This is a genomic window from Thalassospira sp. GO-4, from assembly GCF_023588965.1.
Classification (GTDB): Bacteria; Pseudomonadota; Alphaproteobacteria; order Rhodospirillales; family Thalassospiraceae; genus Thalassospira; species Thalassospira povalilytica.
The window spans coordinates 987,028-1,013,733 of the sequence record NZ_CP097807.1 but is presented as its reverse complement, the minus strand read 5'-3'; the positions used below and the strand labels follow the sequence as shown (position 1 = coordinate 1,013,733).

Sequence of the window (26,706 nt, the reverse complement as noted above, 5' to 3'; positions counted from 1 at the left end):
TATGGCTGTGCTTTCTTCGCAAACCCAACCGTCAGATACGCAAATTGTCCCGCGTCACGTTGCCATCATCATGGATGGCAACGGGCGTTGGGCGCGTAGCCGCGGGCGTCCTCGTACAATGGGGCATCGCGCAGGCGTCGAGGCCGTGCGTCGTACGATCGAGGCATCTGTCGAACTCGGTATCGAGTATCTGACGCTGTACGGATTTTCGACCGAGAACTGGAAACGCCCGGAAAGTGAAGTAAGTGACCTGATGGGCTTGCTGCGCCTGTTTATCAAGCGCGAGCTTTCCACCTTGCAGAAAAATGGTGTGAAAATCCGGATTATCGGTGACCGGTCGCGGTTTGCAGATGATATCCGTGCTTTGCTTGATAAGGCCGAAAGCGCAACCAGTGGCAATTCGCGGCTTAATCTTACAATCGCACTTAGCTATGGCGCGCGTGCCGAATTGACCCAGGCGATGCGTGAAATTGCCAAAAAGGTCGCATCCGGGGAAATTTCGGTAGACGCGATTACCGAAGATCTGATTGAACAGAACCTGTCCACAGTCGGGATTCCTGATCCTGATTTGTTGATCAGGACCAGTGGCGAGCAGCGTATCAGCAATTTCCTTTTGTGGCAGTCCGCCTATACAGAATTCGTTTTCGAAGACGTATTGTGGCCGGATTTCGACCGTAACCATCTGGAAAAAGCCATTGACAACTTTGCCGGACGGGAGCGGCGTTTTGGTGCAGTCATCTGAAACCGAACGTCTCAAAGATAATAATTCCGGATTGAAGCCGCGCATTCTTTCTGCGCTGGTTATGACCCCGGTGGCTGTTGCCGCTGTGTGGTTTGGATCACCATATTTCGATATTCTGCTGTTTGCTTTTTCCGCGGGTATGATGTGGGAATGGTCGCGCATGTGCGCGCGGGCAAACTATAATGGCATTTCGGTTGTTGCTGCTGTGGCACTTGGTGTTGCGATGTTGATGCAAATGACCGGCCAGGAAGAATATATCGTGATGCCGCTTGCTATCAGCGTCATCATTGGCGCTGCCCGGTCGGGCAAGAATTGGTTCCTTGCCGGTTTTGGCATTCTGTATGTATCGCTTGCTGCATTGGCGGCACTTTGGTTGCGCAATCAGGATCATGACGGATTGCTGACCATCATGTGGTTGTTCTTCCTTGTCTGGGCCACCGATACGGGGGGCTACGCTTTTGGAAAGATGATCGGCGGGCCGAAGCTTGCACCGCGTTTCAGTCCGAAAAAGACGTGGGCGGGGCTGATTGGTGGTATGGTGTGTGCGGGTTTGATTGGCGCAATTGTCACCTATTTCAGTGCCGATGCAATCAACTGGATGATTGTTGGTGTCAGCATGTTGCTTGCTGTGGTCGCACAGGTTGGCGACCTTGGTGAATCGGCGCTCAAACGTCGGTTCGCAGTCAAGGACAGCAGCAACCTGATCCCGGGGCATGGGGGCCTGCTTGATCGCGCTGACGGGATGCTGTCGGTGTTTCCGGTTGCCTTTGTTATTATCTGTTTCGCAGGGCTAGCACTGCGATAGGGCGGTTGAACCAGCGACCGCTTTTTTTACAGGTGTTTGATGAGTTTGAAGAAATCCGTCAGTGTTTTTGGCGTGACCGGTTCAATCGGGACCAGTACGGTTGATATTCTCAAAAGCCACGCGGACAAATATAGCGTCGATGCAGTGACAGCACACCGCAATGTTGAGGCCTTGGCGCAAATCGCCAGGGATCTGTCGGCAAAATTCGCGGTGATTGGCGATCCTAACCTTTATGATGAGCTGTGCGATGCGCTTGCCGGATCGGGTATCGAAGCCGGTGCAGGTGAAAGTGCCCTGATTGATGCCGCTCAGCGCCCGTCCGATATTGTTATTGCTGCTATTGTTGGCGCTGCCGGCTTGAAACCTACATTGGCGGCAATCCGGCGCGGGGCACGTGTCGGTTTGGCCAACAAGGAAACCCTTGTCTGCGCCGGTGCCCTTATGACGGCAGAAGTTGCGCAACATGGGGCGACACTCATTCCGGTTGATTCGGAACATAGTGCTATTTTCCAGGTTCTAGAAGACCGTTCGGAACACCAGGTTGATCGCATATTGCTGACGGCTTCAGGCGGACCGTTTCGCGAATGGTCCCTGGACAACATGAAGTCGGTGACCCGTGCACAGGCGCTTGCCCACCCAAATTGGGATATGGGGGCGAAAATCTCAATCGACTCTGCGACGATGATGAACAAGGGGCTGGAGCTGATCGAAGCCTGGCATCTTTTCCCAGTACGGGAAGACAAGATTGAAATTGTTGTTCATCCTCAATCGGTTGTGCATAGTATGGTCGAATATTGCGATGGTTCGGTACTTGCGCAACTCGGTTCACCGGATATGCGAACCCCGATCGCCTATGCGCTGGCATGGCCGGAAAGGATCAAGGTCGATGTACCTCGTCTTGATTTTGCCACGATCGGAGGGTTGAACTTCCAACAACCGGATACAGAACGCTTTCCTGCATTGCGTTTGGCACGCCAGGCCTTGCAGGAAGGTGGTACACTGCCTACTGTCCTGAACGGCGCAAATGAAGTTGCGGTTGAGGCCTTCTTGCGCGATCAGATAGGATTCCTGGATGTTGCGGGAATTGTCGAGACTGTGATGAACAAGATCGGCAGTCATCGATTGACCGATCTGGAACAGGTGTTTGAGACAGATGCGATGGTGCGCCGTGAAACGGCTGCCTGTATCGCTGCTGTTTAAGTTGAAATTTCCGGTTTTTCCGGACAAGGGACGTCTTGATGGAAACCTTACTTGCCTTTCTTTTTGTTCTGTCGGTTCTCGTGTTCGTTCACGAATACGGTCACTATTGGGTCGCCATCAAGAACGGGGTCAAAGTCGAAGCATTTTCCATTGGTTTCGGGCCGGAATTGTTCGGCTGGAAAGATAAAAAAGGTACGCGCTGGAAAGTAAGCCTGATCCCGCTTGGCGGTTATGTGAAGATGTTTGGCGACATGAACCCGGCAAGTGCCGGTCAGCGCGATGATCTTGATGCCGAGGAAGAAAAATACGCCTTCCATCACAAAAGTGTTGCTGCACGCGCAGCCATCGTATTCGCTGGGCCGTTTGCAAATTTCATCTTTGCCATTGTTGTCTTTACATTCTTGTTTGCCGCTGTTGGCCAACAGCGCGCGCTGCCTGTCGTTGGGGATGTGCTTGATGACAGTCCGGCTGCGACCGCCGGCTTGCTCAGTGATGATCAGATCACGGCAATTGATGGTGAAAGCGTTCAATGGTTCTCTGAACTCTCGGAAATCGTTCGCGCCCATCCGGCGCAAACACTTTCGATTACTGTTCTTCGTGATGGCCAGCAGATCGATCTTTCTGTAACGCCAGAGGCAATCACTGCCGATGAAAACGGTCAAACTCAGACCTTTGGGCGTTTGGGCATTACAGCAGGGGCCTTTGACACCAGTCGGGACGGCGTGATCGATGCCGTAAGCCGGGCGTTTGAGACATTCTATTCACTGACAACGCAAACTTTTGCCGCCCTTGGTGAAATGATCAGCGGTGATCGCGATAGCTCTGAGCTTGGTGGGCCGATCCGGATTGCACAGATGTCGGGGCAGGTGGCCGAAGGGGGCCTAGGACCTCTTCTGTTCTTTATGGGCTATCTTTCAATCAGTCTTGGGTTGATCAATCTGATGCCGGTACCTGTTCTTGATGGCGGGCATCTTGTGTTTTACGCGATCGAGGCAATTCGCGGTAAGCCATTGGGGGCAAAAGCACAAGAATATGGTTTCCGTATCGGCGCTGGTTTGGTATTCAGCTTAATCATTTTCGCAACGTGGAACGATTTGACGCAATTGGGTGTCTTCAGTTTCCTCAAAGGACTTGCTGGCTAATGAATGACAGCAACAGGGGGGTTAACTTGCTGCGTAAGGTAAAAGCGGCCGCACTGGCTGCGGCACTGCTTGGCGGTACAGCGCCAATTGTTATTCCGGTGGCAGCATATGCCCAACAGAATTCCGGCCTGATTCGCGAAATTCAGGTCGAAGGCAACAATCGAATTGAAAGCGGTACCGTCAACGCGTATCTGACCGTTGCACCCGGTGATTCCTATGACGCCCGCCAGATCAATGATTCCCTCAAGGCATTGTTCTCGACCGGTCTGTTCGCAGACGTGTCGTTCAGCTTCAACCAGGGTGTGTTGAAGGTAAACGTTGTTGAAAACCCGATTATCAACCGCATTGCATTTGAAGGTAACAATCGTCTGAAAGACGATGTTCTCAGTGCCGAGTTGCAGTTGCGTCCGCGTGTTGTTTATACCCGGACCAAGGTTCAGGCAGATGTCCAGCGTATTCTGGAATTGTATCGCCGAAGCGGGCGTTTTGCGGCAACTGTTGATCCCAAAGTCATTCAGCTCGACCAGAACCGCGTTGATCTGGTCTTTGAAGTTGATGAAGGCGAAGCAACCGGTGTTCGCAAGATCAATTTCGTCGGCAACAAGGCGTTTGATGACGGTGAGCTTTCCGATGTCATCCGTACCACCGAAAGTGCGTGGTGGAAAATTCTGACATCCGATGACAACTACGATCCCGATCGTGTGACCTTTGACCGTGAATTGCTCCGTCGCTTCTATTTGTCGGCGGGGTATGCCGATTTTCAGGTTCTGTCATCTGTGGCGGAACTGACGCCGGATCGTTCCGATTTCTTCATTACCTATACGGTGAGCGAGGGACAGCGATATCGCTTTGGCGATGTAAAGATCGTATCGCAGATCGACAAAATCGATGCGGACTCCCTGTTGCCATTGGTCGAGATCGAAAAAGACGAATGGTATAACGCGACCATGGTCGATGATGCTGTTGATGCATTGACCAACAGTGTCGGCGATCAGGGCTATGCCTTTATCGATATCCGCCCGAGTGTTCAGCGCAACCGCGAAACCGGTACCATCGATTTGACCTTCACGATTGCCGAAGGACCCAAGGTCTATGTCGAACGGATTGATGTTGTCGGCAACGTCAGGACGCTTGATGAAGTTATTCGACGTGAATTCCGTCTGGTTGAAGGCGACGCATTCAGCAGTTCGAAAATGAAGCGTTCAAAGCAGCGTATTGAAAACCTGAACTTCTTCAAATCGGTTGATGTCAAAACGCTTCCGGGCCAGACGCCGGATCAAACCATCCTTGAAGTCGATGTTGAAGAAAAATCGACCGGCGAATTTTCGATCGGGGCAGGTTACGGCACGGATAACGGTGCTTTCGGGCAGTTGGGTATTCGTGAACGCAACCTTCTTGGTAAAGGCCAGGATCTGCGACTTAACTTCACTTTGGGTTCCACGGATCAGCAAATCGATTTGTCCTTCACCGAGCCTTATTTCTTGGATCGTGAAGTCGCCGCCGGTTTCGATGTTTATCGTCGTGAAGAGGATAACCAGGACGAAAGCTCGTACGATGAAGAGCAGACTGGTGGACGTCTTCGTGCCGGCTTCAAATATACCGAAGACCTGTCTCATTCGTTCCGCTACACGCTTGAGCAAAACAGCTATTCCGACATCGACGAAGATGAAGCATCACGTCTGCTGTTGGCAGAAGAAACCGAATTTGTTGAATCCGCCATTGGTCACACGCTGACTTATGACAAGCGTGACAGCGCCGTCGCCCCGACCGAGGGCTATTTTGGGCGCTTGTCCAACGATTTTGCGGGCCTTGGCGGGGACGAGACCTATCTCCGTACGCGACTTGAGGGCGGTTATTACTATCCCCTTGATCGCGAGCACGAATGGGTTCTCTCGACCCGTGCCGGTACCGGTTATATCTTTGGTATCGGTGATGACACCCGCATTTCCCAGCGCTTTATGGTTGGTGGTTCCAACCTTCGCGGTTTCGAATCCGCCGGTGTAGGCCCGCGTGATATCGCAACGGGTGACTCCCTGGGTGGCAAGATGTATTACACCGGGTCTGTCCAGATGGACTTCCCGCTTGGTTTGCCGTCCGAGTTTGCCCTGAAAGGGCGCGTATTCAGTGACTTCGGCTCATCCGAAGGCGTTGACGGTGCGCGTGCCGGTGAAATTTATGACACCGGATCCATCCGTGGATCGGTCGGTGTCGGTGTTGGTTGGGAATCGCCGTTCGGCCCGATCGGTGTCGATCTTTCCCAAGCCATCCTGAAAGAAGACCACGACAAAGAGGAAGTGTTCCGACTTAACTTCGGAACCAGATTCTAATGATGAAAAAGTCGTTCCAGAAAATTCTCGTTGCGTCCGCACTCGTTTTTGGTGCCGCAATGGTTCCGCAGGCCCAGGCGCAAGAAACGCCAAATCCGGAAACCGTCGCATCGGTCATGATTGTCGATTATGCGGGCATCATGCGTGAAGCATCGGCCATGCAGGACGTGAAAAAGCAAATTCGCGAGCGTCAGGTAACCTATCAGCAGGATATCGAAACGCGTCAGCAGGCGCTGCGCGAAGAGGAAAAGCAACTGGCGCAACAGCGCACTTTGCTTGCTGCTGACGTCTATCAGGAAAAGCAAAAGCAGTTCCAGCAAAAGGTCGCAGCATTCCAGAAGTTTGCCCAGGGACGCAGCCGTGTACTTGATCAGGCGCTTGCCGAAAGTCAGGCAACTTTCCAGAAAGCATTGAACGAGGTTATTGCCGGTCTGGCTGAAGAGCGCCGCGCAACGCTCGTCCTGCATCAGGCTCAGGTGATTATCTTTGCCAATGCAATGAATGCCAGCAAGGAAGTGTTTGACCGGATCAATAAAAAAGTGCCGACGATCAAGGTTGAGTTCAAGGAAGGCTCCTGATGGCTGATTCCCGTTTTTTTAGCCGCAAAGGACCATTCAGCGTCGCGCAAATTGCCGAGCTGACGGGAGCAGATGTTGTAAATGCTCCTGATCGCGACCGCGTGTTTGATGATGTTTCGCCGCTGCAAAATGCCGACAGCACGATCCTGAGCTTCTTTGATAACCGCAAATACATTGATGCGTTTATCAATAGCAAAGCCGGCGCGTGCTTTGTCCGGCCCGAGTTTGCCGACCGTGCACCAAAGGACATGGTCCTGTTTACGACCAACGATCCATATCGTGCCTATGCCAAGGCTGCGACGGCGTTTTACCCGTTCGAGACCGGAAATGGTTCCATTTCCGAATTCGCGGTTGTTGACCCGTCTGCCAAGCTTGGAAAAGGCGTGCAGGTCGATGCCGGGGCCGTTATCGGTGCGAATTGCGAAATCGGTGATGGAACCATCATCGAAGCCAATGCGGTAATCGGCAAGGGTGTGGTTATTGGTGCGGGATGCCGGATCGGGGCAAATGCATCAATCAGTCACAGCCTGATTGGCAATCTTTGCCTGATTTATCCTGGTGCGCGTATCGGTCAGGATGGGTTTGGCTTTGCTATGGGCCCGCAAGGGCACGTAAAAGTGCCACAGCTGGGCCGCGTTGTAATTGGCAATGATGTCGAGGTCGGGTCGAATTCCACGATTGATCGTGGTGCAGGCCCGGATACCGTTATCGGCAATGGTTGCCGTATCGACAATCTGGTGCAAATCGGCCATAACGTCGAAATGGGTATGGGATGTGTTATCGTATCCCAGGTCGGCATTTCGGGATCGACCAAGCTTGGCAATTTTGTGGTTCTTGCCGGGCAGGCCGGGATCACCGGCCATCTTGAAATTGGCGATGGCGCCAAGGTTGCTGCCCAATCGGGTGTCATGAAAAATATCGGGCCGGGGGAAACAGTTGGCGGAAGTCCTGCTGTTCCGGTCATGGAATATCATAAACAGACGGTGGCCTTGTCCCGTCTGATACGAAAAAAGAAATAAGGGCTACACACATGACCGAATTGGTAAGTGTTGATATTCAGCGCATTCTGGAAATGATTCCGCACCGTTATCCGTTCCTGTTGATCGACAAGGTTGTCGATATTGCCGAGGGTGAATCCGCAACCGGCATCAAGAACGTAACGATGAACGAGCCGCAATTTACCGGTCATTTCCCGCAGCAGCCGATCATGCCGGGTGTTCTGATCGTTGAAAGCATGGCGCAAACTGCGGCCATCTTGGTTGTTCAGACCCTGGGTGCGGATGCCGAAGGCAAACTTGTCTATTTCATGAGCATCGATAACGCCCGTTTCCGCAAGCCGGTTACACCGGGTGATGTCATGCATATTCATGTCACCAAAAAGCAAAGCCGCGGACCGGTCTGGAAGTTCGAAAGCCAGGTCAAGGTTGACGGTCAGGTCGTTGCCGAGGCCACCATCGCCGCGATGATCCGGGATAACTGATAATGTCAAAAGTGCATCCAACCGCCGTTGTCGAAGATGGCGCGCAGATTGGTCAGGATGTCGAAATCGGGCCGTATTGCGTTATTGGTCCGAATGTTGTCTTGGGTGACCGTGTCAAATTGCACAGCCATGTTGCGATGGCCGGGCACACGACCCTTGGCGAGGAATGCGAAGTCTATCCGTTTGCTTCGGTCGGTCATGCGCCGCAGGACTTGAAGTTCAAGGGCGAGCAAAGCCGCCTTATCGTCGGAAAACGCACTAAAATTCGCGAAGGTGCGACCCTCAATCCCGGTACTGAAGGTGGCGGGATGGAGACCACCATCGGCGATGACTGCCTGCTGATGACCGGGGCCCATGTCGGGCATGATTGTCACGTTGGAAATCATTGCATTCTGGTCAATAACGGCACTTTGGCCGGGCATGTTGTGGTTGAAGATTTCGCGATTGTTGGCGGATTGTCGGCCGTGCATCAGTTTGTGCGCATTGGCAAACACGCCATGATCGGTGGCATGACCGGTGTCGAAAGCGATGTGATCCCTTATGGGTCGGTGATCGGCAACCGTGCATATCTGTCGGGCCTGAACATTGTCGGCCTGAAACGGCGCGGATTTGATCGTGAAACCATCCATTCCCTGCGCAAGGCATACCGTTTGCTGTTTGCCCAGGAAGGAACACTGGCCGAGCGCGTAGAAGAAGTTGCCAAAGACTTCGAGGGTGTCGGTCCGGTGATGGAAATCATCAACTTCCTCAAAGCGGAAAGCATGCGTTCCGTGTGTACGCCGAAATATGACAGCTCCGCAGGATAATCCGCTACCGAAACTGGGGATTATTGCTGGGGGCGGGGCGCTTCCGGCCCGCTTGGCTTCTGCTGCGCAGACGGCCGGGCGGGCTGTTTTCGTTGTGAAACTTGACCGCCACGCCGATGACCCCGAACTCGACCAATATCCCGGAATAACGGCAAGGCTGGGGGCTGCTGCCAAGATTCTGGACGCCATGCGTGACAATGCTTGTCAGGATGTCGTCCTTGCCGGCAAGGTCGCCCGCCCAAGTTTTACGGCCATTCGGCCTGATTGGCGCGCGGCCAAGCTTTTGATGAAAGTCGGCATGAAGGCACTGGGCGATGACGGATTGCTGCGTCTGGTCGGTCAGGAGCTTGAACGCGAAGGCTTTCGACTGGTTGGTGCGCACGAAATTCTGACAGATCTTGCTGTTTCAGAAGGCGTTCTTGGCACCATCAAACCCGATGATCAGGCATTAAGTGACGCCAGACATGGCTTGCGGGTTGCCCGGATCCTTGGTCAGGCGGATGTCGGGCAGGGATGTGTCGTTCAACAGGGGCTTGTTCTGGCACTCGAAGCGATCGAGGGCACGGATGAAATGGTGCGTCGATCAGCCAATTATCGTCGTGACGGCGTTGGCGGAGTTCTGGTCAAATCATCAAAGCCCCAGCAGGACAAACGTCTTGATCTTCCGGCCATCGGTCTGACGACGGTGGAAGAAGCCCACAAGGCAGGCCTGTGTGGTATTGCGCTTCTGGCTGGTGGGACAATGATCATTGACCGGTCGGCTGTGATTGAACGTGCGGACAGGCTCGGGATGTTTGTCATTGGCATCCGTCCTGACCATGACGGGGATCCCGAAAATGACTGATGATGCCCCGGCAACCGGGCCTAAAATCATGCTTGTTGCGGGCGAGGCATCCGGTGATCAGCTGGGCGGGCGTCTGATGGCGGCAATTAAACGTCAGGAACCGGAAGCCCGTTTCATCGGTGTCGGTGGCCCGAGAATGGAAAGCGAGGGCCTGAAAAGCCTGTTTCCGATGAATGAGATGTCCGTCATGGGACTGACCGAAGTCGTGCCCCATATTCCGCATCTGCTCAAACGGATCTCGCAAACGGCGGAATTTGCCAAAACACAAAGGCCCGACGCCGTCGTAACCATAGATGCCCCGGATTTCAGTTTTCGCGTTGGTAAAAAACTGAAAGGCAAAGGCATTCCCCTGATCCATTATGTCGCACCATCGGTGTGGGCCTGGCGTGAGGGACGGGCAAAGAAGATTGCCGGATTTCTGGACCATCTTCTCGCGCTATTGCCGTTTGAACCGCCATACTTTGAAAAAGAAGGCCTTCCAACCACCTTTATCGGCCACTCAGCGGTCGAAGAGCGTCATGACGGCAATGCTGAACGGTTTCGGGCCAAACACGATCTGGACGCGGATAAACGGCTTTTGGCGGTATTGCCCGGCAGCCGCAATTCCGAGGTAAAGCGTCTGTTGCCGATTTTCCGCGAGGTCATCGACGCCATTGCTGCAAAATATCCCGATACCCGTATTGTCGTGCCGACGGTCAGCAAGGTGGCGCAAACGGTAACCGACGAAATGCAAGACTGGCCGTTATCGCCGATTGTCGTTACGACCGATCAGGAACGGCATGATGCGTTTGCGGCGGCCAATTGTGCCCTTGCCGCATCGGGTACGGTATCGCTGGAACTGGCGATTGCCGGTGTGCCGCATGTCATTGCCTATCAGGTCAATGCGATTACGGGCTGGATCGCCAAACGTTTGATCAAGATTGACACAGTCACCATTGTCAATCTTGTCTTGGGGCGGAAATTGATCCCCGAGTTTCTTCAGGACAAATGCCGGGCAAAGGCGATTTTGCCTGCGCTTGAAGATTTGCTGAATGCGACCCCGGCATATGAAGAGCAAAAGGCCGGATTTGACGAGGCATGCCAGATGCTTGGTTTCGGGGATCGCGCGCCCAGCGAAAAAGCAGCCGAACAAATTCTGGCAATTATCGCTAAAAAATAATGGCTAACGACTGGCATCGGTCGTGAAATGCATTTAGTTTCAGGTCATTGATCAATCCATGACGGAGACATTGCTATGCGTTATTTGCACACGATGGTGCGTGTCGAAAATGTCGATGAATCGCTGAAATTCTATTGCGATCTGCTTGGCATGAAAGAGACCCGCCGTATCGAGAGCGAGCAGGGGCGTTTCACCCTGATCTATCTGGCTCCGCCGGCTGATATCGAAAGTGCCAAGGCAACCAAGGCCCCGGAACTTGAACTGACCTATAACTGGGATCCGGAAAGCTATACCGGTGGGCGCAATTTCGGCCATCTCGCCTATGAGGTCGACGACATCTATGCAACCTGTCAGAAACTGATGGATGCCGGTGTTACCATTAACCGTCCGCCGCGTGACGGCCGCATGGCGTTTGTGCGTTCGCCTGACGGAATTTCGATCGAATTCCTTCAGAAGGGCGGCAACCTTGAGCCGGCCGAACCATGGGTAAGCATGGAAAATACCGGCAGCTGGTAACACAGTTTATCCGGTGAACAGCCAATACCTGTTCACCGGAATTGAAATGCAAAAAGGCCCGGATTTCTCCGGGCCTTTTTTTGATCTTGTTCAGATCGTCGTCGGTACGACTTAACGTTTGTCGACCGGAACGAACGGACGTTCTGCGACGCCGGTGAACAGCTGACGCGGACGACCGATTTTCTGCGACGGATCTTCGATCATTTCTTTCCACTGGGCGATCCAGCCGACGGTACGTGCAACCGCGAACAGCACGGTGAACATGCTGACCGGGATACCCATCGCCTTGAAGATGATGCCCGAATAGAAGTCGACGTTCGGATAGAGTTTCTTCTCGATGAAGTACTCGTCTTCACGTGCAATGCGTTCGAGTTCCTGAGCAACGTCAAGCAGCGGATCGCTGATGTTGAGTTCCTTGAGAACTTCGTGGCAGGTTTCCTGCATGACTTTGGCGCGCGGATCGTAGTTTTTGTAAACGCGGTGACCAAAGCCCATCAGACGGAACGGATCGTTCTTGTCTTTTGCTTTTGCAACGAATTCCGGAATGTTTTTCACATCGCCGATTTCGTTAAGCATAACCAGAACCGCTTCGTTCGCACCGCCGTGTGCCGGGCCCCACAGGGACGCGATACCAGCAGCAATACAAGCGAACGGGTTCGCACCCGAAGAACCGGCAAGGCGCACGGTCGAAGTCGAAGCATTCTGTTCGTGGTCAGCATGCAGGATCAGGATACGATCCATTGCCTTGGCCAGAACCGGATTGACTTCGTATTCTTCGCACGGGTTGCCAAACATCATCTGAAGGAAGTTTTCAGCAAAGCCCAGCTTGTTGTTCGGATAACGGAACGGCTGACCGATCGAATACTTGTATGCCATCGCTGCGATGGTCGGCATTTTCGCAATCAGGCGATAAGCCGAGATCAGACGCTGCTGCGGATCATTGATGTCGGTGCTGTCATGATAGAAAGCAGACATTGCGCCAACGACACCGCACATGATGGCCATCGGATGCGCGTCACGGCGGAAGCCGTTATAGAAATTGCGCATCTGCTCATGCACCATGGTGTGCATGGTGATGTCGTTTTCGAACTGTGCCTTCTGGGTGGCGTTCGGGAGTTCCCCGTACAGCAACAGATGGCAGACTTCCAGGAAGTCGGAGTTTTCTGCAAGATCGTCAATCGCATAACCACGGTGGCGCAGGATCCCTACGTCGCCGTCAATATAGGTCAGCTCGGACTGGCAGGAGCCGGTCGAAGTGAAGCCCGGATCATAGGTAAAATATCCAGTTTCAGCGTACAGCTTGCGAATGTCGATAACAGACGGGCCTACGCTACCCTCAATCACCGGCATCTCGAACGACTTGCCAGTGGCATTGTCGGTCAGTGTTACGGTGTGGGAAGTCTTGGAATTCTGAGCCATGACTTATTTTTCCTTCCCTGTTTGAACGAACACGGTTTCAAGTTGGGTGCAGCATAATGCTGCGGCGCATTAAGCGCAAACAGACTATTAGTTTTTTATAATTCGCTGTTGTTATGCATCGAAATGTCGAATGCGTTTCAGCGTTTGCTCTTTGCCAAGCACGATCATTACTTCGAAGATGCCTGGTGAAGAATTGGAACCGGTAAGCACCGCCCGCAAGGGCTGCGCAACTTTTCCGAGTTTAAGATCAAGTTTCTCGGCAGTTGCACGAACACATGCGTCAACGTTCTCTTCGGTCCAGCTTTCAAGCGCTTCAAGACTGTTGGCCAATTCTGCAAACAGACCTTCAGGTGCGCTATCGATCAGGGACTGAGCTTTCTCGTTAACGGACAATACGCCGTCAGTAACATAGAAGGCCGAAGATTCGGCGAGCTCGATAAGTGTCTTGGCCCTTTCTTTAAGGCCTGACATGCCATTGATCAAGATTTCTTTTTGCGCTGCATCAATTGCATCGGTTCCAATAATGGTCGCAACCCGTTGGGAAATCTCGTCTACAAGCCGTTTATCGTCGGCCTGACGCATGTAAATGCCGTTAAGGTTTGTCAGCTTCGCAAAGTCGAAACGTGCCGCACCCTTGCCAACATCCTTGATGTCGAACCATTCGATGGCCTGTTCCTGGGAAATGACTTCATCATCTCCATGGCCCCAGCCCAGACGCAGGAGATAGTTGTTCACGGCTTCCGGCAGGAAACCCATCTCGTCACGATAGGAATCAACACCCAGCGCACCGTGACGTTTCGACAGTTTCGCACCATCCGGCCCGTGAATAAGCGGAATATGGGCAAAGGTCGGAACATCCCAGCCCATGGCGTCATAAAGCGCCTTCTGGCGAAACGCGTTGGTCAGGTGATCGTCACCGCGAATGACGTTGGTAACGCCCATATCATGGTCATCAACAACAACCGAAAGCATATAGGTCGGGGTGCCGTCGCCACGCAGAATGACATAATCGTCAAGCTGTTCATTGGCGACGCGGACTTCGCCCTGGACCTGATCATTGATCACGGCGTCGCCATCCTGTGGCGCCTTGAGACGCACGACAGGTTTTACACCTTCCGGGGCTTCTGACGGATCGCGATCACGCCAGGTGCCGTCATATTTCATCGGGCGGCCTTCGGCGCGGGCCTTTTCGCGCATCGCGGTCAATTCTTCGGGCGTGCAATAGCAATAATATGCCTTGCCGGCATCCAGCAATTGTTGTGCAACTTCGGCATGGCGGTCGCGACGGGCGAACTGGAAGGTCGGTTCATCGTCTGCGGTCAGGCCAAGCCAGTTGAGTCCGTCAAAAATGGCTTCGACGGCCTCGGGCGTTGAACGTTCGCGATCGGTATCTTCAATACGCAGCAAGAATTTGCCGCCGGTGTGCTTGGCATAAAGCCAGTTATAAAGGGCGGTGCGTGCGCCGCCGATGTGTAAAAACCCGGTCGGAGACGGGGCAAAACGGGTAACAACCGTCATTCAATCTATCCGCTATCTGGATGTTGTCGCTTGTCGTATGGACTTTTGGCGTGCAGGCTATAGCACAAATGACACGCTGTTGCACCACAGCCGATGTTAGATAGAAACTAAGCTTAAGGCGGGCTATTGGACATTCGTCGTAATACTTTTACAAGAAGTATTAAAAAACAAAGGCTTGCGGGGTTTTTCTCGCAAGTCATATTTGTTGTTACAAGCCAAAGAAATAAATGGTTTCTGTCCTCTGTTATCTTCTTTGGGTTGGGATGTGCCCTTTATTTCTTGCTTCCTGCGCGCATTTCCGTTGCAGAGATTTCAGTTGCCGTGATTCTTTCGGTCTGCGCGTTCTGGATGGTTCGCAGCAAAGCCTGGCTGGCATTTTTGATGCAACTGATGGCCAGTATCACAGCAGGTTGTCTGATCAGTGCCCTGCATACGGAACTGGGACCGGAAAACATCCCGACCAGAACCCTTTATTCGACCGAAATCACCGGAACTGTCATCGGTATTGAACCCCGCGGCAGTCGCATGCGCGTTACCCTTGATCCGACAAATATTCAGGGTCTTTCCGATGATTGGAATGTCCGGCTTAGTTTTCTCGGTGACAGCGCGCTTTCAATCGGTGATGAGGTGCGCGTAAAGGCACGGTTGTTTCCACTGCGCCCGCCGTCGGTTCCCGGTGATCCCGATTTCGCGCGCAACCTTTATTTCAGCCAGATCGGCGCAACCGGGTTTGCATTCGGCCGTCAGTTTGAAGTGTTGAGCGAGAAGGATGCATATGAAAACAATGGCATAGGATCGATTGTTGAACATCTGCGTCAGAAAACATCCGACGTGATCAATCGATATGTAACCGCGCCCGAGGCCGGGATTGCCAAAGCATTGATCATCGGTGAACGCGGCGATGTCACTGCTGAAATTGCCGAGGATCTGAGGAAATCCGGGCTGGCCCATCTTTTGGCGATTTCCGGATTGCATATGGGGTTGCTGTGCGGAACCGTTTTCTTTCTGGTGCGTCTTGGGTTGGCTGCGATACCGGGGATCGCATTGCGCTATCCGGTCAAAAAATGGGCGGCACTTGCGGCCGCCGGGGCGGGGTTCATTTATCTCGGACTGTCGGGGGCAACAGTGCCGACGCAGCGGGCCTTTGTGATGTTGCTGGTCGTATGGATTGCTCTGTTGCTTGATCGCCGTGCCATATCGTTACGGTTGGTGGGGGTGGCCGCACTGGTTGTTTTGGTGTTAAGGCCCGATGCGGTGCTTGGTGCCAGTTTTCAGCTTTCCTTTGCTGCTGTCGGGGCACTTGTTGCCTTTTATGACGGGCCCGGGCGTCGATGGCTTGACCGCCATGGCGGACGTCCGTGGCATGAACGTCTTGTGGTCTATATGGCGGGGCTTTTGATCACCAGTGTCATTGTGACGGTTGTGACAGCACCGATTATCGGATTTCATTTCGGGCGGATATCGGTGCTTGGCATTGTTGCCAATCTGGTTGCCATTCCGATAATGGCATTTTGGGTGATGCCGTTAATTGTCCTGACGCTGGCATTGATGCCATTCGGGTTGGCGGGCGGTGTGCTTGCACTGATGGCGCCCGGATTGACTGTTCTGATCAAAACAGCATCCCTTGTCGCCGCCCAGGAATGGGGTTTGTGGTATGTGGCCGGGCTCGGTGATGTGGCAACCGCCTGTTTGTTGCTGGCAATTGCGTGGGCCGTGATCTGGCGCGATCAGATTGCCCTTGTGGTGTCCGGGCCGCTTTTGATCATCGCCATCATTGCGCAGGTGACCCACCAAACACCGGATGTTCTTGTATCGGGTGATCAGGAAAGCTGGGCCGTTTATGACAGGGAACAGGAAATCCTGCATTTGGCCGACGGGCTTGGTGATTTCCAAAAATCCCTGTGGATGAGCCGTTTTGGCATCCGTCCGGAAGATGAAGCCGCAAGAATAAGGCATTGTAAAAACGATCCGTGTCTTGTGGTCACTGGCACTGGTGATAAGGAGACTAGGACCATTGTCGCAACCAGTCTGGCCAATCCGTTCTATGCCTGTCGCAATGCCGATCTTGTGATTACGCTAAAAAACGATTTGCCAATCCGAAACTGTCGCCAGGACGGGGCGCGGGTGATGATTGATGATGACGTTTTGTGGTGGCAGGGCGGTGTGGCCCTTGATACGGCGAAGCTTGATCAGGGAAGGTCGTCATTTGAAACCGTGCGGGCAATATCCGGTCACTGGCCGTGGATCGTGATTGGCGGCAAAGCTGCTCCATCGCAACGGTAATCAGTGGTCGTACCTGGACCGGGTCGGATGCACTGATCCCGAATACACAAAATCGCCCGTGCGAAGATCACAGCGGGCGATTTTGTGTGTGTAGTTGTCGGTGGCTTAATACTGGCGCAGCAACCCGACCAGACGACCCTGAATACGGACGCGATCCGGTGACAGGGCGCGCGTCTCATACCGGGCATTCGCCGGTTCCAGAAGAACCTCACCGCGCCCGCGTTTAAGGCGCTTAAGGGTCGCTTCGCTGTCATCGACAAGGGCAACGACAATCGTGCCGTCATGGGCCTGCTCGCACCGCTGGATCAGGACGGTATCACCATCAAGGATGCCGGCCTCGACCATGGAATCACCCGATACTTCAAGTGCATAGTGATCGCCTGATCCCAAAAGGGCAGCGGGCACCTGAACCATGGTGCTTTGATCACGCAATGCCTCGATCGGGGTACCCGCAGCAATGCGACCATAAAGTGGAAGCGAAATGGCTTCGCCGGTTTCGGCAAAGGCCGTGGGCACGGTTGCCGGACGATGGGGGGCTTTGCGCGCACTGGCAATGGATGTGACGTTGTTCGGGGTTTCGGGGGTGTCATCGTCGCTGTTTTCCGGAAGCCGGATGACTTCCAGCGCACGGGCGCGATGCGCAAGACGGCGGATAAAACCGCGTTCCTCAAGCCCGGTAATCAGACGATGGATCCCCGATTTGGATTTAAGGTTCAGGGCCTCTTTCATTTCATCGAAAGAGGGCGAGATACCGTGATCGCGAAGGTAATTGTCAATATAGACCAGCAACTCATATTGCTTGCGCGTCAGCATGATATTTCCCGAACCTGTAGCAAGAACAAAAAGGATACACAAATGTTCTACTTTAGTTCTTTTGTCGGGTCAAGCGCATCGGGCCAAAAACAACGGATTGGCCGTGATTCAGGCAATAATTGCGGGTTTTGAATGGTAGCCGCCCGCCCGCAAACACCCTAATCTGCGATGAAAGTCCCCGATTTCCCGCCTTCCTTGCGGGTGACGCGGATATCGGTAATCTGCATGGCCTTGTCGACGGCCTTGCACATGTCAAATACGGTCAAGGCTGCGACAGAGGCCGCTGTCAACGCCTCCATCTCGACACCGGTCTTGCCGGTGGTCTTGCAGGTCGCGGTGATATCAACCCCGTCAACATCATCGGCCAGTTCAAGATCAACCGTCACCGATGTCAGGGGCAGGGGATGGCAAAGCGGAATGAGGTCGGGTGTCTTTTTGGCCCCCATGATCCCGGCAAGCTGCGCGATGCCAAGAACATCACCCTTTTTGTGGCCACGATCAGCAATCAGCTTTGCCGTTTGCGCAGACATCAATACCCGCGCCTTGGCAATGGCAACGCGGGTGGTATCGGTCTTGTCCGAAATATCCACCATCACGGCGTTGCCACCGGCATCAATATGGGAAAGTTGGTCTGCCACGGTGGTTCCTTGTTTTATTTATAATTGCATGATAACTCAAAAATACACGCAAATTTACTGGTTGCATGAAATGTCTACTCATATGAATAGATACACTAAATTTCTTTTTAGCGGAACTTTTGTACTTCTTCAGGCCTGCGGTATCCAGCATATGCCAGAGAGGCTCCTTGCCGAAAATGAAGTTGATCATCTTCGTGAAGTTGGAACAACTATTCTGGAAAGAGAATACCAAGATCCGTCATATTTGCCCCCTGGTTACGCAAAGCTAAGTCGCCAAGAGGTCGAAGCCACTCTTACCGGCAAATCATTCACGTTTGTTAATCCGGCAACCGCCTTGCAATTCCGGGCGTCGCTAGATACAGGCGGTCAAACCTTGATTCGAGGGCGAGGTGCCATTTCTTGGTCCGGTGAAGCGACTTGGGGAACTTTTACCGGAGAAGCCTATCATGATCGGGATAAGCTTTGTTTCACGCCGAATTTTTGTTTTGTCTTTTCACGGTTTGATGAACTGGAAGGTAACGACATGCTTGGGGCGCGGGTTCACCAGAGCGGACAAGAGATGCTGCCGCTCAATCTGCGTTACTGGGTCTTCACGCACATAGATCCCATTAACGCCCCGGCTGACTAATAGGATAGCCAGCCGTAGCAAGCTCTGATTATTACGCCGCAAGGCCAAGAAGGTTGCGGGTTGCCGCAGTGACGTCGTCCTGACGCATCAGGCTTTCCCCAATCAGGAAGCATTGCGCACCAACCTTGGCCATGCGTGAAAGGTCTTCGGGCGTGAACAATCCGCTTTCGGCGACCAGAAGACGGTCGCTATCGACCATGCCAGCCAGTTCTTCGGTCGTGGTCAGCGAAATTTCCATGGTCTTGAGGTTACGGTTATTGACCCCGACCAGACGCGATTTCAGTTTCAGGGCACGTTCAAGTTCCGGCGCGTTGTGAACTTCGATCAGAACATCCATGCCAAGGCTGTGTGCCGCATCTTCAAGTTCGGCAGCCAGTCCGTCTTCAAGGGCTGCCATAATCAAAAGAATGCAATCAGCCCCCAAGGCGCGTGCTTCGGTGATCTGGTAGGGATCAACCATGAAATCCTTGCGCAATGCCGGAAGGTCAACAGCAGCGCGCGCCGTCACAAGATAGCTGTCATCCCCCTGGAAATAGGGCATATCGGTCAGAACCGAAAGGCAGCTTGCCCCGCCAGCCTCATAGGCCTTTGCCAGTTCCGGCGGATTGAAATCGGCGCGGATCAGTCCCTTGGACGGGGATGCTTTCTTGATTTCGGCAATCAGGCCATAACGGCCATCGGCAACACTGGTTTCAAGGGCCTTGATAAAGCCGCGCGGTGCCGATTGTGCTTTGGCTTCGGCTTCAAGCGTGGCAAGGCTTTTGCGGGTCTTGCAGGCGGCAACGTGTTCGCGTTTGTCGTCGCAGATTTTCTTAAGAACGTCGCTCACGCTGCGTTTCCTTCGTTGGTAATGGTGACAAGACCCTGAAGCGTTTCTGCGGCCTTGCCGCTATCAATTGCTTCGGATGCCTTTTTGATGCCATCGGCAAGATCGCTGGCAACGCCGGTCACTACAAGTGCCGCCCCGGCATTCATCAGAACGATATCGCGATAGGCATCTTTTTTCGCTGCCAGAAGGTCAAGAATGGCCTTGGCATTCACATCCGCATCGCCGCCCCTAAGGTCATCAAGCGTTGCTGTCTCAAACCCGAAATCGCCCGGGGAAATTTCAAAGGTCCTAACATTGCCGTCTTTGACTTCGGCGACAAAGGTCGGGCCCGTGGTCGAGATTTCATCAAGACCGCTGTGGCCATGAACCACCCATGCATGAACCGATCCAAGGCGATTGAGCACATGGGCAACCGGTTCGACCCATTCCTTGGCAAAGACGCCAAGAACCTGGCGTTTGGTCTTTGCCGGGTTGGCAAGCGGACCCAGCAGGTTAAAGATCGTGCGTGTGCCCATTTCAACGCGGGTCGGCATCACGTGACGCATCGCCGAATGGTGACGGGTCGCCATCATGAAGCACAGACCAATCTCGCCAAGGGCCTTTTCCAGCAATTTCATATCGGCATCAAGATTGACACCAAGCGCCATCAAAACATCAGCCGAACCCGATTTCGACGATGCCGCGCGGTTGCCGTGTTTGGCAACGGTCGCACCTGCGGCGGCGGCAACAATCGCCGCACCGGTTGAAATATTGAAGGTGCCGCTGCCATCACCACCTGTGCCACAGGTATCAACCGCATTTTCCGGGGCAATGATGCCGGTGGCCTTTTCACGCATGACACGTGCTGCCCCGGTAATTTCGTCAACGGTTTCGCCCCGAATGCGCAACCCCATCAGGAAAGCCCCCATCTGCGACGGGGTTGCCTGACCCGACATCAGCACGTTAAAGGCCTGTTCGGCCATGCTTTCGGTCAGCTTTTCACCATCTGCGACTTTGGCCAGAATTGGCTTCAGATCATTATCAGTCGACATTCGGGGTTCCTCGGTTTGCGGTCCGGTGCGGTTTCAGGCGCCGGTAAAGTCGATAAAATTCTTTAACAATGCGTGGCCATGTTCCGATGCGATGCTTTCGGGATGGAACTGAACGCCATGTATCTGATGGGTTTTGTGCCGAACGCCCATGATCAGACCATCCGCGCTTTCGGCCGTGATTTCAAGACTGTCAGGCAAAGTTTCGCGTTCAATCACCAAAGAATGATAACGCGTTGCTTCAAACGGGCTTGGAAGACCGGCAAAGACGCTGGCACCTGAATGGGTCATGGCATCGGTTTTGCCATGCATGCATTCGGGGGTGCGAACAACCTTGCCGCCAAAAGCCTGCCCGATGGATTGATGGCCAAGGCACACGCCCAGAAGTTTGACCTTTCCGGCTGCTTCCCTGATCAGATCAAGGCAGATACCTGCACGTTCCGGATCACAGGGGCCAGGTGAAATCACAATGCCTTCGGGCTTGAGAGCAAGAGCATCTTTAACGGAAATCTCATCATTGCGGCGCACTTCGACCTCGGGGCCGAGTTCGCGCAGATAATGCCACAAATTGAATGTGAAGCTGTCGTAATTATCGATGAGGAGATACATCGGAAAAGGCGCCTGTGCACATGAAGGTCGGCAGAGAATAAACGCCCTTGCCGCTACGTCAAGCGGAAGCAGGGTAAGGGTTTTTTCCTACAGCCGGTTGTTGTCGCCCGCGCATAAAGGATCTCTTAACCCGGTGCTAACCAGCACCGATTTAAAACATCCCGACAATATCCGACATGATCGGTCTATAATCACCATATGGGAAGGAACTGCGAGGTCATCTTCGCAGAGCCTACGAGCGACCCAGAAAACGATACTGGAGACCACCGCGTGGCACGCCGGGCAACGACCGCCAAACGAAAAAAGGCGGCACCCAAAAAATCCAACCGCAAAAAAGCTGCACCGAAAAAGAAATCGGGTGGCATTGGCCGCCTGATGCTGGGGGGGGCCTTTGTTGCGGGAACGCTGTCGGCCATTATTGCCGTTGGCAGCATGCTTGAGCTTGACCGCGCGTCCGACGAGTTCGGCCGTGCATCCGATCAGCGTGCACCGGACTACACACTTGCGGCACCCGAAACAAAGCCGATGCTGCGCAAGGATTATCAGCTTCCCGACACACCGCCCCCGGGCATTCAGGGGCGTACAGGCTATCTGATTGATGAAAACGGGCGCCAGACGGCAAATCAGGGCAAAAATCAGGGGCAGGGTGGACAAAACCTTTCGGATTTCGTCGAAAACCCGAAACCAGACTCCAAAACATCGGTCTTGCCTGGTGAAAGCGGTACGGATAGCCCGGCGCTGACAACTGCTACGCCGACAGACAATTCAGTGCCCTGGCGCAAATTTGCGGCCCTTGCCCCCGATGCCGGGCAAAAACCGGTCATTGCAATCGTGATTGATGATGCCGGTCTGGATCAGCCGCGCACCGCGCGCACGGTCAAACTGCCCGGACCGATCACGATTTCCTATTTGCCCTATGCCCGCGATTTGCAGCCGCAAGTCAATGCCGCACGCACTGCCGGGCACGAGGTCATGCTTCACATGCCGATGGAGCCGTCATCTGCTGCGGTGGATCCGGGGCCACATGCGCTGCTTGCGACCTATGATCGTCAAAAAATCCTCAGTGAAATGAACTGGATGCTTGACCGGTTTGACGGTTATGTCGGTGTGAACAACCATATGGGCAGCAAATTCACATCCGATCCGGAACGGATGCAGATCGTGATGGAAGTCATGAAGTCGCGCGGATTGATGTTCCTTGATTCGCGTACAAGCGCCACATCGGTAGGCTATTCGACCGCCAACAAATTCGGCGTTCCCGCCATCACACGCGACGTTTTCATCGATGATGCGGATGATGCGGAAAAAATCGCAGAAATGCTGGCGCGTACCGAACGTGTAGCAGCCAAACAGGGATATGCGATTGCCATTGGTCATCCCCGTGACCTGACGATCAGTGCCCTTCAAAAATGGATACCCGAAATCGAAGCACGCGGCTTTGTGCTTGTACCGGTCACGGATATCTTGCGCCGGTCATCACAAAGCGTAACCGGTTAGTTCAATATTCTGAAAAATTCAGACATTAAAAGGGCCGCAAATGATTGCGGTCCTTTGGTATTTGATCAGCTTGGATATTATGCGAACCGGTATGCTTCGCGGGCCGCGGCCATCAATGCACCGGCCTTGTTGCGGCATTCCTTGTGTTCAAGTTCCGGTTTACTGTCGACGACAATTCCCGCACCGGCCTGAATATGGATTTTCTCGTCCTTGATGACGGCGGTGCGCAGCGCGATACAGGTATCCATTGACCCGTCGGCCGAGATATAGCCGATACACCCGGCATAAATACCGCGCCGTACCGATTCCAGTTCATCAATGATTTCCATGGCCCGAACTTTTGGGGCACCCGATACGGTTCCAGCCGGGAACCCGGCCTTGAGCGCATCCATGGCGTCATATTTCGTTTCGTCAATCTGACCGACGACATTGGAAACGATATGCATGACGTGGGAATAATATTCGATCTGTTCGCGATCTGTGACGCGCACGGTGCCCGGTTTTGACACGCGCCCGACATCATTGCGACCAAGATCAAGCAACATCAGATGCTCGGATCGTTCTTTCGGATCATCCAGAAGGTCCTGGGCCATGACCTTGTCGTCTTCTGGCGTTTTGCCGCGCCGGCGTGTTCCGGCAATCGGGCGAATGGTGACTTCGCCGTCGCGCAGCCGCACCAGAATTTCCGGGCTGGCGCCGACCACCTGGAAACCACCAATATCAAGATAGAACATGAAAGGTGACGGGTTGATCCGTCGCAGTGCACGATAAAACGCAAAGGGCGGTAACTGATAGGGCAGCGTATAGCGTTGCGACAGCACCACCTGGAAAATGTCACCAGCCCGGATATATTCCTTGGCCTTGTCGACCATTTCGTAAAACCCGGCTTCATCCACGCTGACTTTCGGATCGGGCAGGGTATTGGGCACGGATTTGGAACGGCGATCGATGAACAGATTGCGCTGGAACTGCATCACCACGTCATTCAGACGCGCACAGGCCAGATCATAAGCCGCATTGGCATCAATGCCGTCTTCCGGGCGGACCGGGGTGACGACGGTTACAGTATCTTCGATGGTGTCAAAGCTTGCCGTGACGGTAGGGCGAATGAAAATGCCATCAGGTACGCCAAGTTCATCTTTGTTGCTGTCTGGCAGCTTTTCCATCAGGCGCACTGTGTCATAGCCCATATAGCCAACCAGACCGGCACTCATTGGCGGCAGGTTGTCGGGCAGTTCGATATGGCTTTCGGCAATCAGCTTCTTCAGGCTTTCAAGCGGGGCTTCGGTTTCGTCGACGAAGGCGTCGGCATCGGCCATTGCACGGCGGTTCAGTTCGGCCTTGTGGCCAAAACAACGCCAGATCAGGTCGGGTTTAAGGCCCAGAAACGAATACCGACCGCGAACAGCGCCGCCTTCAACAGATTCAAGCAAATAGGTATTGGGCATGCCTTCGGCGATCTTGAGGAAAGCCGAAACCGGCGTATCCAGATCTGCCGTCAACGCAGTCCAGAGAACCTGCGAGACGCCGTTATCGTAATTTTGCTTGAAGCTGTTGAAATCCGGTTTGATTTCCATGGTCTATCCAAATGTTGGTCTTGGTCGTAAATGTCATAAAAGAAAAAGGGCGACCGGATCAACCGGTCGCCCTTTTGTGTGGCTGTCAGTTTGCAGCGGACGGGGCGTAAAGCCCGTTAATCACGCTGTTATTGACCGTGACCGAGATTTCATCACGCAGATAGTCAAGATACTGCGACAGGATATCTTCATTGATCGCCTGTTTGAGTTCATCATTGACCGGCTGGGCATCTGCGGTTTCGACATTGGCCTGCTTGATTTCGTCAAGACGCACAACCAGGACGTCTTCACCGGTCTGGATTGCCTTGGCCTTGCCGTCTTCAAGCGTGAAGAGGGCTGCTGCAACCGCCGGATTGACATCAGCGCCAAGGCCCTGTCCGGTCCGCTTGGTCAGGCCGCTTTCCTTGACCGATGCGCCATTTTCCGATGCAACTGCTGAAAGGTCAGCACCAGATGTGTTGACGCTGTTGGCAAGTTCTTCGGCCTTGGCAACCATCAGTTTCTGGCGTTCTTCGGACTTCCAGGCGGCAATGACATCTTCGCGGACATCTTCGAACGGGCGCAATGCCGACGGCGTTACATTTTCAACCCGGACAACATAACGGGTGCCCGATGCGGTTTCTTCAAGGAAGCTTTCCTCGCCGTTTTCAAGCTCGAAGATCTTTTCATTGATCTCGTCAGCCCCGTCGATGTTTTCGCCGGCAAGACCTTCGCCGCGGACAATACCGTTAAGCTTGTAGGTCTTTGCTCCGACATCGCGTGCAGCGTCTTCGATCGGGGTGCCAGCACCCAGTTCTTCGTCAAAATTGGCCGCCAGATCATAGATCGCGTCTTCGGCCTTGAACTGTTTGATCCCGTCGACAATCTCGTCGCGGACTTCGTCAAGCGACTGAATGCTGCCCGGCGTTACCGACGTCACACGCAGGATATGCCAGCCAAGTGCCGTTTCAACAGGTTCGGAGAAACCGCCTTCGGGCAGGGCAAAGGTCGCGGCACTCAGGTCAGGCAAAATGTCGTTGGCGGTGAATTCGCCAAGCTTGACCATCGACTCATCCATGCCGGCTTCCTTGGCCGTTTCCATGAAATCGGCACCGCCCTGAAGGCTTTTGTAAGCTTCGCGGGCGGACTGTTCATCACCCGGCGCAAACAGGATTTGCTCGACAACGCGCTTTTCCGGGGTCTGGAACTCTGCTTCGCGCTGCTTGTAGGACTCCGCGATTTCGTCTTCGCTAACAGTGACCGTCGCAATCAGGTCCGCAGCACTCAGCGTTGCAAGCGTTACGTCACGGCTTTCCGGTGCCGTGAACTGCGCTGCATTGTCTTCGTGGAATTTGCGAAGGGTGGCGTCATCTGCAACGGCGATATCATCGAACTCTGCACCATTCAGGGCAAAGAACGAACCGCGACGCTGTTCATTGCGATAGGCAACAATCTGCTTTGCCAGCATTTCAGGAACAGCCGCCGTGCCGGTAAGGCTGCCGACAACCTGCTGGCTCATCAGATCGCCACGAACACCTTCGATGAATTCCTGTTCGGTGTAGCCCGCAGTGTAAAGAGCCTGAAGGAAACGGTCGCGGCTGAACTGGCCGGTGGTCGGGTCCTTGAAGTTGTCCGACGCAAAGATGGTATCGCGGACTTTATCGTCGCTGATGCCGATCCCCATATCCTTGGCGTCTTCACGCAGCACCTTCTGCGAGACAAGCGACTGAACCGTATTGTTCAGAAGACCCATCTGGACAGCCTGTTGCTGGTTGAAATTCGGGCCGAATACATTTCGCATATTCTGCACGCTGCGTTGGAAGGCGCGTTCCAGTTCGACCGGGGTGATCTTCTGGCTGCCGATTTCGGCAACTTCACGCGATGTGCCAAGATTCAGCATCGATGCGTTCAGGCCCCAGATAACGAAGCTCAGTGCAATCACGCCAAAGATCACTTTGGCAAAGATTGATTTCGAAAATGTGCGAATGCCAGCAAGCATATGATAAGCCTAACAATTCGTGGTTTGGTGTCGATATAATGTATCGACAGCTTTTAATTATGATCGCCCAGGGACGCAAATCCCGACGAAATTGCCGGGCATCTTAATGGCGAGAGGTAACAGCGGCAACAGCCGATTGCATAGAAGATCATTGCAATTCCAAACGAAATGCATGAACGCGTGTTTTCCGGGACTTGGCCCGGTGCGGTGGACATGCTAAAAGCCGCTTCGAAATTGATCCTGTAACAATTCGTAACGATTGCTATTGATGTGATATCGAATTGTTATCA

At 53.6% G+C, this 26,706-nt stretch carries 24 protein-coding genes; 15 read left to right on the top strand and 9 right to left on the bottom strand.

Going from position 1 to position 26,706, the window contains the following annotated elements:
* Window position 1 precedes the first annotated feature (1 nt).
* The 12 genes from M9H61_RS04875 to M9H61_RS04820 all read left to right on the top strand — a co-directional run bounded on the left by M9H61_RS04875 (window position 2) and on the right by M9H61_RS04820 (window position 11,599).
* A complete protein-coding gene (locus M9H61_RS04875; RefSeq protein WP_250283708.1) occupies window positions 2-742 on the top strand; it encodes an isoprenyl transferase in 741 nt (246 codons plus the stop codon).
* A complete protein-coding gene (locus tag M9H61_RS04870) occupies window positions 729-1,547 on the top strand; it encodes a phosphatidate cytidylyltransferase (RefSeq protein WP_250283706.1) in 819 nt (272 codons plus the stop codon). The genes M9H61_RS04875 and M9H61_RS04870 overlap by 14 nt, the downstream gene beginning before the upstream one ends.
* Before the next feature lie 39 nt (window positions 1,548-1,586).
* Window positions 1,587-2,747 (top strand): 1-deoxy-D-xylulose-5-phosphate reductoisomerase, encoded by a 1,161-nt coding sequence (locus tag M9H61_RS04865; protein WP_250283704.1) that lies wholly within the window; start codon window positions 1,587-1,589, stop codon window positions 2,745-2,747.
* 38 nt (window positions 2,748-2,785) lie between these two features.
* The gene (gene rseP, locus M9H61_RS04860) at window positions 2,786-3,889 is read left to right on the top strand and encodes an RIP metalloprotease RseP (RefSeq protein WP_250283702.1); all 1,104 of its coding nucleotides are present in this window, start codon (window positions 2,786-2,788) and stop codon (window positions 3,887-3,889) included.
* Window positions 3,889-6,216, top strand: coding sequence for an outer membrane protein assembly factor BamA (bamA, locus tag M9H61_RS04855; RefSeq protein WP_250283700.1), 2,328 nt, complete (start codon window positions 3,889-3,891; stop codon window positions 6,214-6,216). The genes rseP and bamA overlap by 1 nt, the downstream gene beginning before the upstream one ends.
* Window positions 6,216-6,794 carry an OmpH family outer membrane protein gene (locus M9H61_RS04850; protein WP_068518939.1) on the top strand — a complete coding sequence of 193 codons (579 nt, stop codon included), beginning with the start codon at window positions 6,216-6,218 and terminating at the stop codon, window positions 6,792-6,794. Before bamA ends, M9H61_RS04850 begins: the two co-directional genes overlap by 1 nt.
* Window positions 6,794-7,813, top strand: a complete 1,020-nt coding sequence (gene lpxD / locus M9H61_RS04845) for a UDP-3-O-(3-hydroxymyristoyl)glucosamine N-acyltransferase (protein ID WP_101246315.1) — start codon at window positions 6,794-6,796, stop codon at window positions 7,811-7,813. Before M9H61_RS04850 ends, lpxD begins: the two co-directional genes overlap by 1 nt.
* Window positions 7,814-7,824: 11 nt before the next feature.
* Window positions 7,825-8,274, top strand: coding sequence for a 3-hydroxyacyl-ACP dehydratase FabZ (gene fabZ / locus M9H61_RS04840; RefSeq protein WP_068518941.1), 450 nt, complete (start codon window positions 7,825-7,827; stop codon window positions 8,272-8,274).
* A gap of 2 nt (window positions 8,275-8,276) precedes the next feature.
* Window positions 8,277-9,080 carry an acyl-ACP--UDP-N-acetylglucosamine O-acyltransferase gene (gene lpxA, locus M9H61_RS04835; protein WP_101246314.1) on the top strand — a complete coding sequence of 268 codons (804 nt, stop codon included), beginning with the start codon at window positions 8,277-8,279 and terminating at the stop codon, window positions 9,078-9,080.
* Window positions 9,061-9,924 (top strand): LpxI family protein, encoded by an 864-nt coding sequence (locus M9H61_RS04830; RefSeq protein ID WP_250283697.1) that lies wholly within the window; start codon window positions 9,061-9,063, stop codon window positions 9,922-9,924. The genes lpxA and M9H61_RS04830 overlap by 20 nt, the downstream gene beginning before the upstream one ends.
* Window positions 9,917-11,083: a lipid-A-disaccharide synthase gene (lpxB, locus tag M9H61_RS04825; RefSeq protein WP_250283695.1), complete on the top strand. Its 1,167-nt coding sequence runs from the start codon at window positions 9,917-9,919 to the stop codon at window positions 11,081-11,083. The genes M9H61_RS04830 and lpxB overlap by 8 nt, the downstream gene beginning before the upstream one ends.
* Window positions 11,084-11,158: 75 nt before the next feature.
* Window positions 11,159-11,599 (top strand): VOC family protein, encoded by a 441-nt coding sequence (locus M9H61_RS04820; protein WP_068518945.1) that lies wholly within the window; start codon window positions 11,159-11,161, stop codon window positions 11,597-11,599.
* Between the two features lie 111 nt (window positions 11,600-11,710).
* On the opposite strand, the gene M9H61_RS04815 is transcribed toward M9H61_RS04820, so the two are convergent.
* Window positions 11,711-13,018 (bottom strand): citrate synthase, encoded by a 1,308-nt coding sequence (locus M9H61_RS04815; RefSeq protein WP_068518946.1) that lies wholly within the window; start codon window positions 13,016-13,018, stop codon window positions 11,711-11,713.
* A 111-nt stretch (window positions 13,019-13,129) separates the two neighbouring features.
* Window positions 13,130-14,536, bottom strand: a complete 1,407-nt coding sequence (gene gltX, locus M9H61_RS04810) for a glutamate--tRNA ligase (RefSeq protein ID WP_228195568.1) — start codon at window positions 14,534-14,536, stop codon at window positions 13,130-13,132.
* 126 nt (window positions 14,537-14,662) lie between these two features.
* Between gltX and M9H61_RS04805 the strand changes: the two genes are divergently transcribed.
* On the top strand, window positions 14,663-16,819 hold the full coding sequence (locus M9H61_RS04805) for a ComEC/Rec2 family competence protein (RefSeq protein ID WP_250283693.1): 2,157 nt from the start codon (window positions 14,663-14,665) through the stop codon (window positions 16,817-16,819).
* Between the two features lie 105 nt (window positions 16,820-16,924).
* Here the strand turns inward: M9H61_RS04805 and lexA are convergent, their stop codons facing one another.
* Both lexA and moaC read right to left on the bottom strand, forming a co-directional pair.
* The gene (lexA, locus tag M9H61_RS04800; protein WP_101246310.1) at window positions 16,925-17,632 is read right to left on the bottom strand and encodes a transcriptional repressor LexA; all 708 of its coding nucleotides are present in this window, start codon (window positions 17,630-17,632) and stop codon (window positions 16,925-16,927) included.
* Between the two features lie 158 nt (window positions 17,633-17,790).
* Window positions 17,791-18,270, bottom strand: a complete 480-nt coding sequence (moaC, locus tag M9H61_RS04795; protein ID WP_256469488.1) for a cyclic pyranopterin monophosphate synthase MoaC — start codon at window positions 18,268-18,270, stop codon at window positions 17,791-17,793.
* A 70-nt stretch (window positions 18,271-18,340) separates the two neighbouring features.
* Between moaC and M9H61_RS04790 the strand changes: the two genes are divergently transcribed.
* The gene (locus M9H61_RS04790) at window positions 18,341-18,898 is read left to right on the top strand and encodes a hypothetical protein (protein WP_250283691.1); all 558 of its coding nucleotides are present in this window, start codon (window positions 18,341-18,343) and stop codon (window positions 18,896-18,898) included.
* A gap of 31 nt (window positions 18,899-18,929) precedes the next feature.
* On the opposite strand, the gene trpC is transcribed toward M9H61_RS04790, so the two are convergent.
* The 3 genes from trpC to M9H61_RS04775 are packed head-to-tail and all read right to left on the bottom strand — an operon-like array spanning window position 18,930 to window position 21,364.
* Complete coding sequence (trpC, locus tag M9H61_RS04785) at window positions 18,930-19,727, bottom strand: indole-3-glycerol phosphate synthase TrpC (protein ID WP_250283689.1); 798 nt, start codon at window positions 19,725-19,727, stop codon at window positions 18,930-18,932.
* Window positions 19,724-20,758: an anthranilate phosphoribosyltransferase gene (gene trpD, locus M9H61_RS04780; protein WP_250283687.1), complete on the bottom strand. Its 1,035-nt coding sequence runs from the start codon at window positions 20,756-20,758 to the stop codon at window positions 19,724-19,726. The genes trpC and trpD overlap by 4 nt, the downstream gene beginning before the upstream one ends.
* 33 nt (window positions 20,759-20,791) lie before the next feature.
* On the bottom strand, window positions 20,792-21,364 hold the full coding sequence (locus M9H61_RS04775) for an aminodeoxychorismate/anthranilate synthase component II (protein ID WP_250283686.1): 573 nt from the start codon (window positions 21,362-21,364) through the stop codon (window positions 20,792-20,794).
* A 270-nt stretch (window positions 21,365-21,634) separates the two neighbouring features.
* On the opposite strand from M9H61_RS04775, the gene M9H61_RS04770 reads away from it, so the two are divergent.
* Entirely contained in the window at window positions 21,635-22,861 is a 1,227-nt protein-coding gene (locus M9H61_RS04770; RefSeq protein ID WP_250283684.1) for a divergent polysaccharide deacetylase family protein, read from the top strand.
* Between the two features lie 77 nt (window positions 22,862-22,938).
* Here the strand turns inward: M9H61_RS04770 and trpE are convergent, their stop codons facing one another.
* Both trpE and M9H61_RS04760 read right to left on the bottom strand, forming a co-directional pair.
* Window positions 22,939-24,438 (bottom strand): anthranilate synthase component I, encoded by a 1,500-nt coding sequence (trpE, locus tag M9H61_RS04765; RefSeq protein ID WP_250283683.1) that lies wholly within the window; start codon window positions 24,436-24,438, stop codon window positions 22,939-22,941.
* A gap of 85 nt (window positions 24,439-24,523) precedes the next feature.
* A complete protein-coding gene (locus M9H61_RS04760; RefSeq protein WP_250283681.1) occupies window positions 24,524-26,416 on the bottom strand; it encodes a peptidyl-prolyl cis-trans isomerase in 1,893 nt (630 codons plus the stop codon).
* Window positions 26,417-26,706 lie beyond the last annotated feature (290 nt).

Excerpts from the sequence above, each read along its gene's own strand:
- lexA (WP_101246310.1), bottom strand. The coding sequence starts at position 17,632 with ATGCTGACGCGCAAGCAATATGAGTTGCTGGTCTATATTGACAATTAC.
- M9H61_RS04830 (WP_250283697.1), top strand. The coding sequence starts at position 9,061 with ATGACAGCTCCGCAGGATAATCCGCTACCGAAACTGGGGATTATTGCT.
- rseP (WP_250283702.1), top strand. The coding sequence starts at position 2,786 with ATGGAAACCTTACTTGCCTTTCTTTTTGTTCTGTCGGTTCTCGTGTTC.
- M9H61_RS04820 (WP_068518945.1), top strand. The coding sequence starts at position 11,159 with ATGCGTTATTTGCACACGATGGTGCGTGTCGAAAATGTCGATGAATCG.
- lpxA (WP_101246314.1), top strand. The coding sequence starts at position 8,277 with ATGTCAAAAGTGCATCCAACCGCCGTTGTCGAAGATGGCGCGCAGATT.
- M9H61_RS04815 (WP_068518946.1), bottom strand. The coding sequence starts at position 13,018 with ATGGCTCAGAATTCCAAGACTTCCCACACCGTAACACTGACCGACAAT.
- trpE (WP_250283683.1), bottom strand. The coding sequence starts at position 24,438 with ATGGAAATCAAACCGGATTTCAACAGCTTCAAGCAAAATTACGATAAC.
- M9H61_RS04760 (WP_250283681.1), bottom strand. The coding sequence starts at position 26,416 with ATGCTTGCTGGCATTCGCACATTTTCGAAATCAATCTTTGCCAAAGTG.
- bamA (WP_250283700.1), top strand. The coding sequence starts at position 3,889 with ATGAATGACAGCAACAGGGGGGTTAACTTGCTGCGTAAGGTAAAAGCG.
- lpxD (WP_101246315.1), top strand. The coding sequence starts at position 6,794 with ATGGCTGATTCCCGTTTTTTTAGCCGCAAAGGACCATTCAGCGTCGCG.
- gltX (WP_228195568.1), bottom strand. The coding sequence starts at position 14,536 with ATGACGGTTGTTACCCGTTTTGCCCCGTCTCCGACCGGGTTTTTACAC.
- fabZ (WP_068518941.1), top strand. The coding sequence starts at position 7,825 with ATGACCGAATTGGTAAGTGTTGATATTCAGCGCATTCTGGAAATGATT.
- M9H61_RS04875 (WP_250283708.1), top strand. The coding sequence starts at position 2 with ATGGCTGTGCTTTCTTCGCAAACCCAACCGTCAGATACGCAAATTGTC.
- M9H61_RS04850 (WP_068518939.1), top strand. The coding sequence starts at position 6,216 with ATGATGAAAAAGTCGTTCCAGAAAATTCTCGTTGCGTCCGCACTCGTT.
- lpxB (WP_250283695.1), top strand. The coding sequence starts at position 9,917 with ATGACTGATGATGCCCCGGCAACCGGGCCTAAAATCATGCTTGTTGCG.
- trpD (WP_250283687.1), bottom strand. The coding sequence starts at position 20,758 with ATGTCGACTGATAATGATCTGAAGCCAATTCTGGCCAAAGTCGCAGAT.
- M9H61_RS04775 (WP_250283686.1), bottom strand. The coding sequence starts at position 21,364 with ATGTATCTCCTCATCGATAATTACGACAGCTTCACATTCAATTTGTGG.
- M9H61_RS04790 (WP_250283691.1), top strand. The coding sequence starts at position 18,341 with ATGTCTACTCATATGAATAGATACACTAAATTTCTTTTTAGCGGAACT.
- M9H61_RS04865 (WP_250283704.1), top strand. The coding sequence starts at position 1,587 with ATGAGTTTGAAGAAATCCGTCAGTGTTTTTGGCGTGACCGGTTCAATC.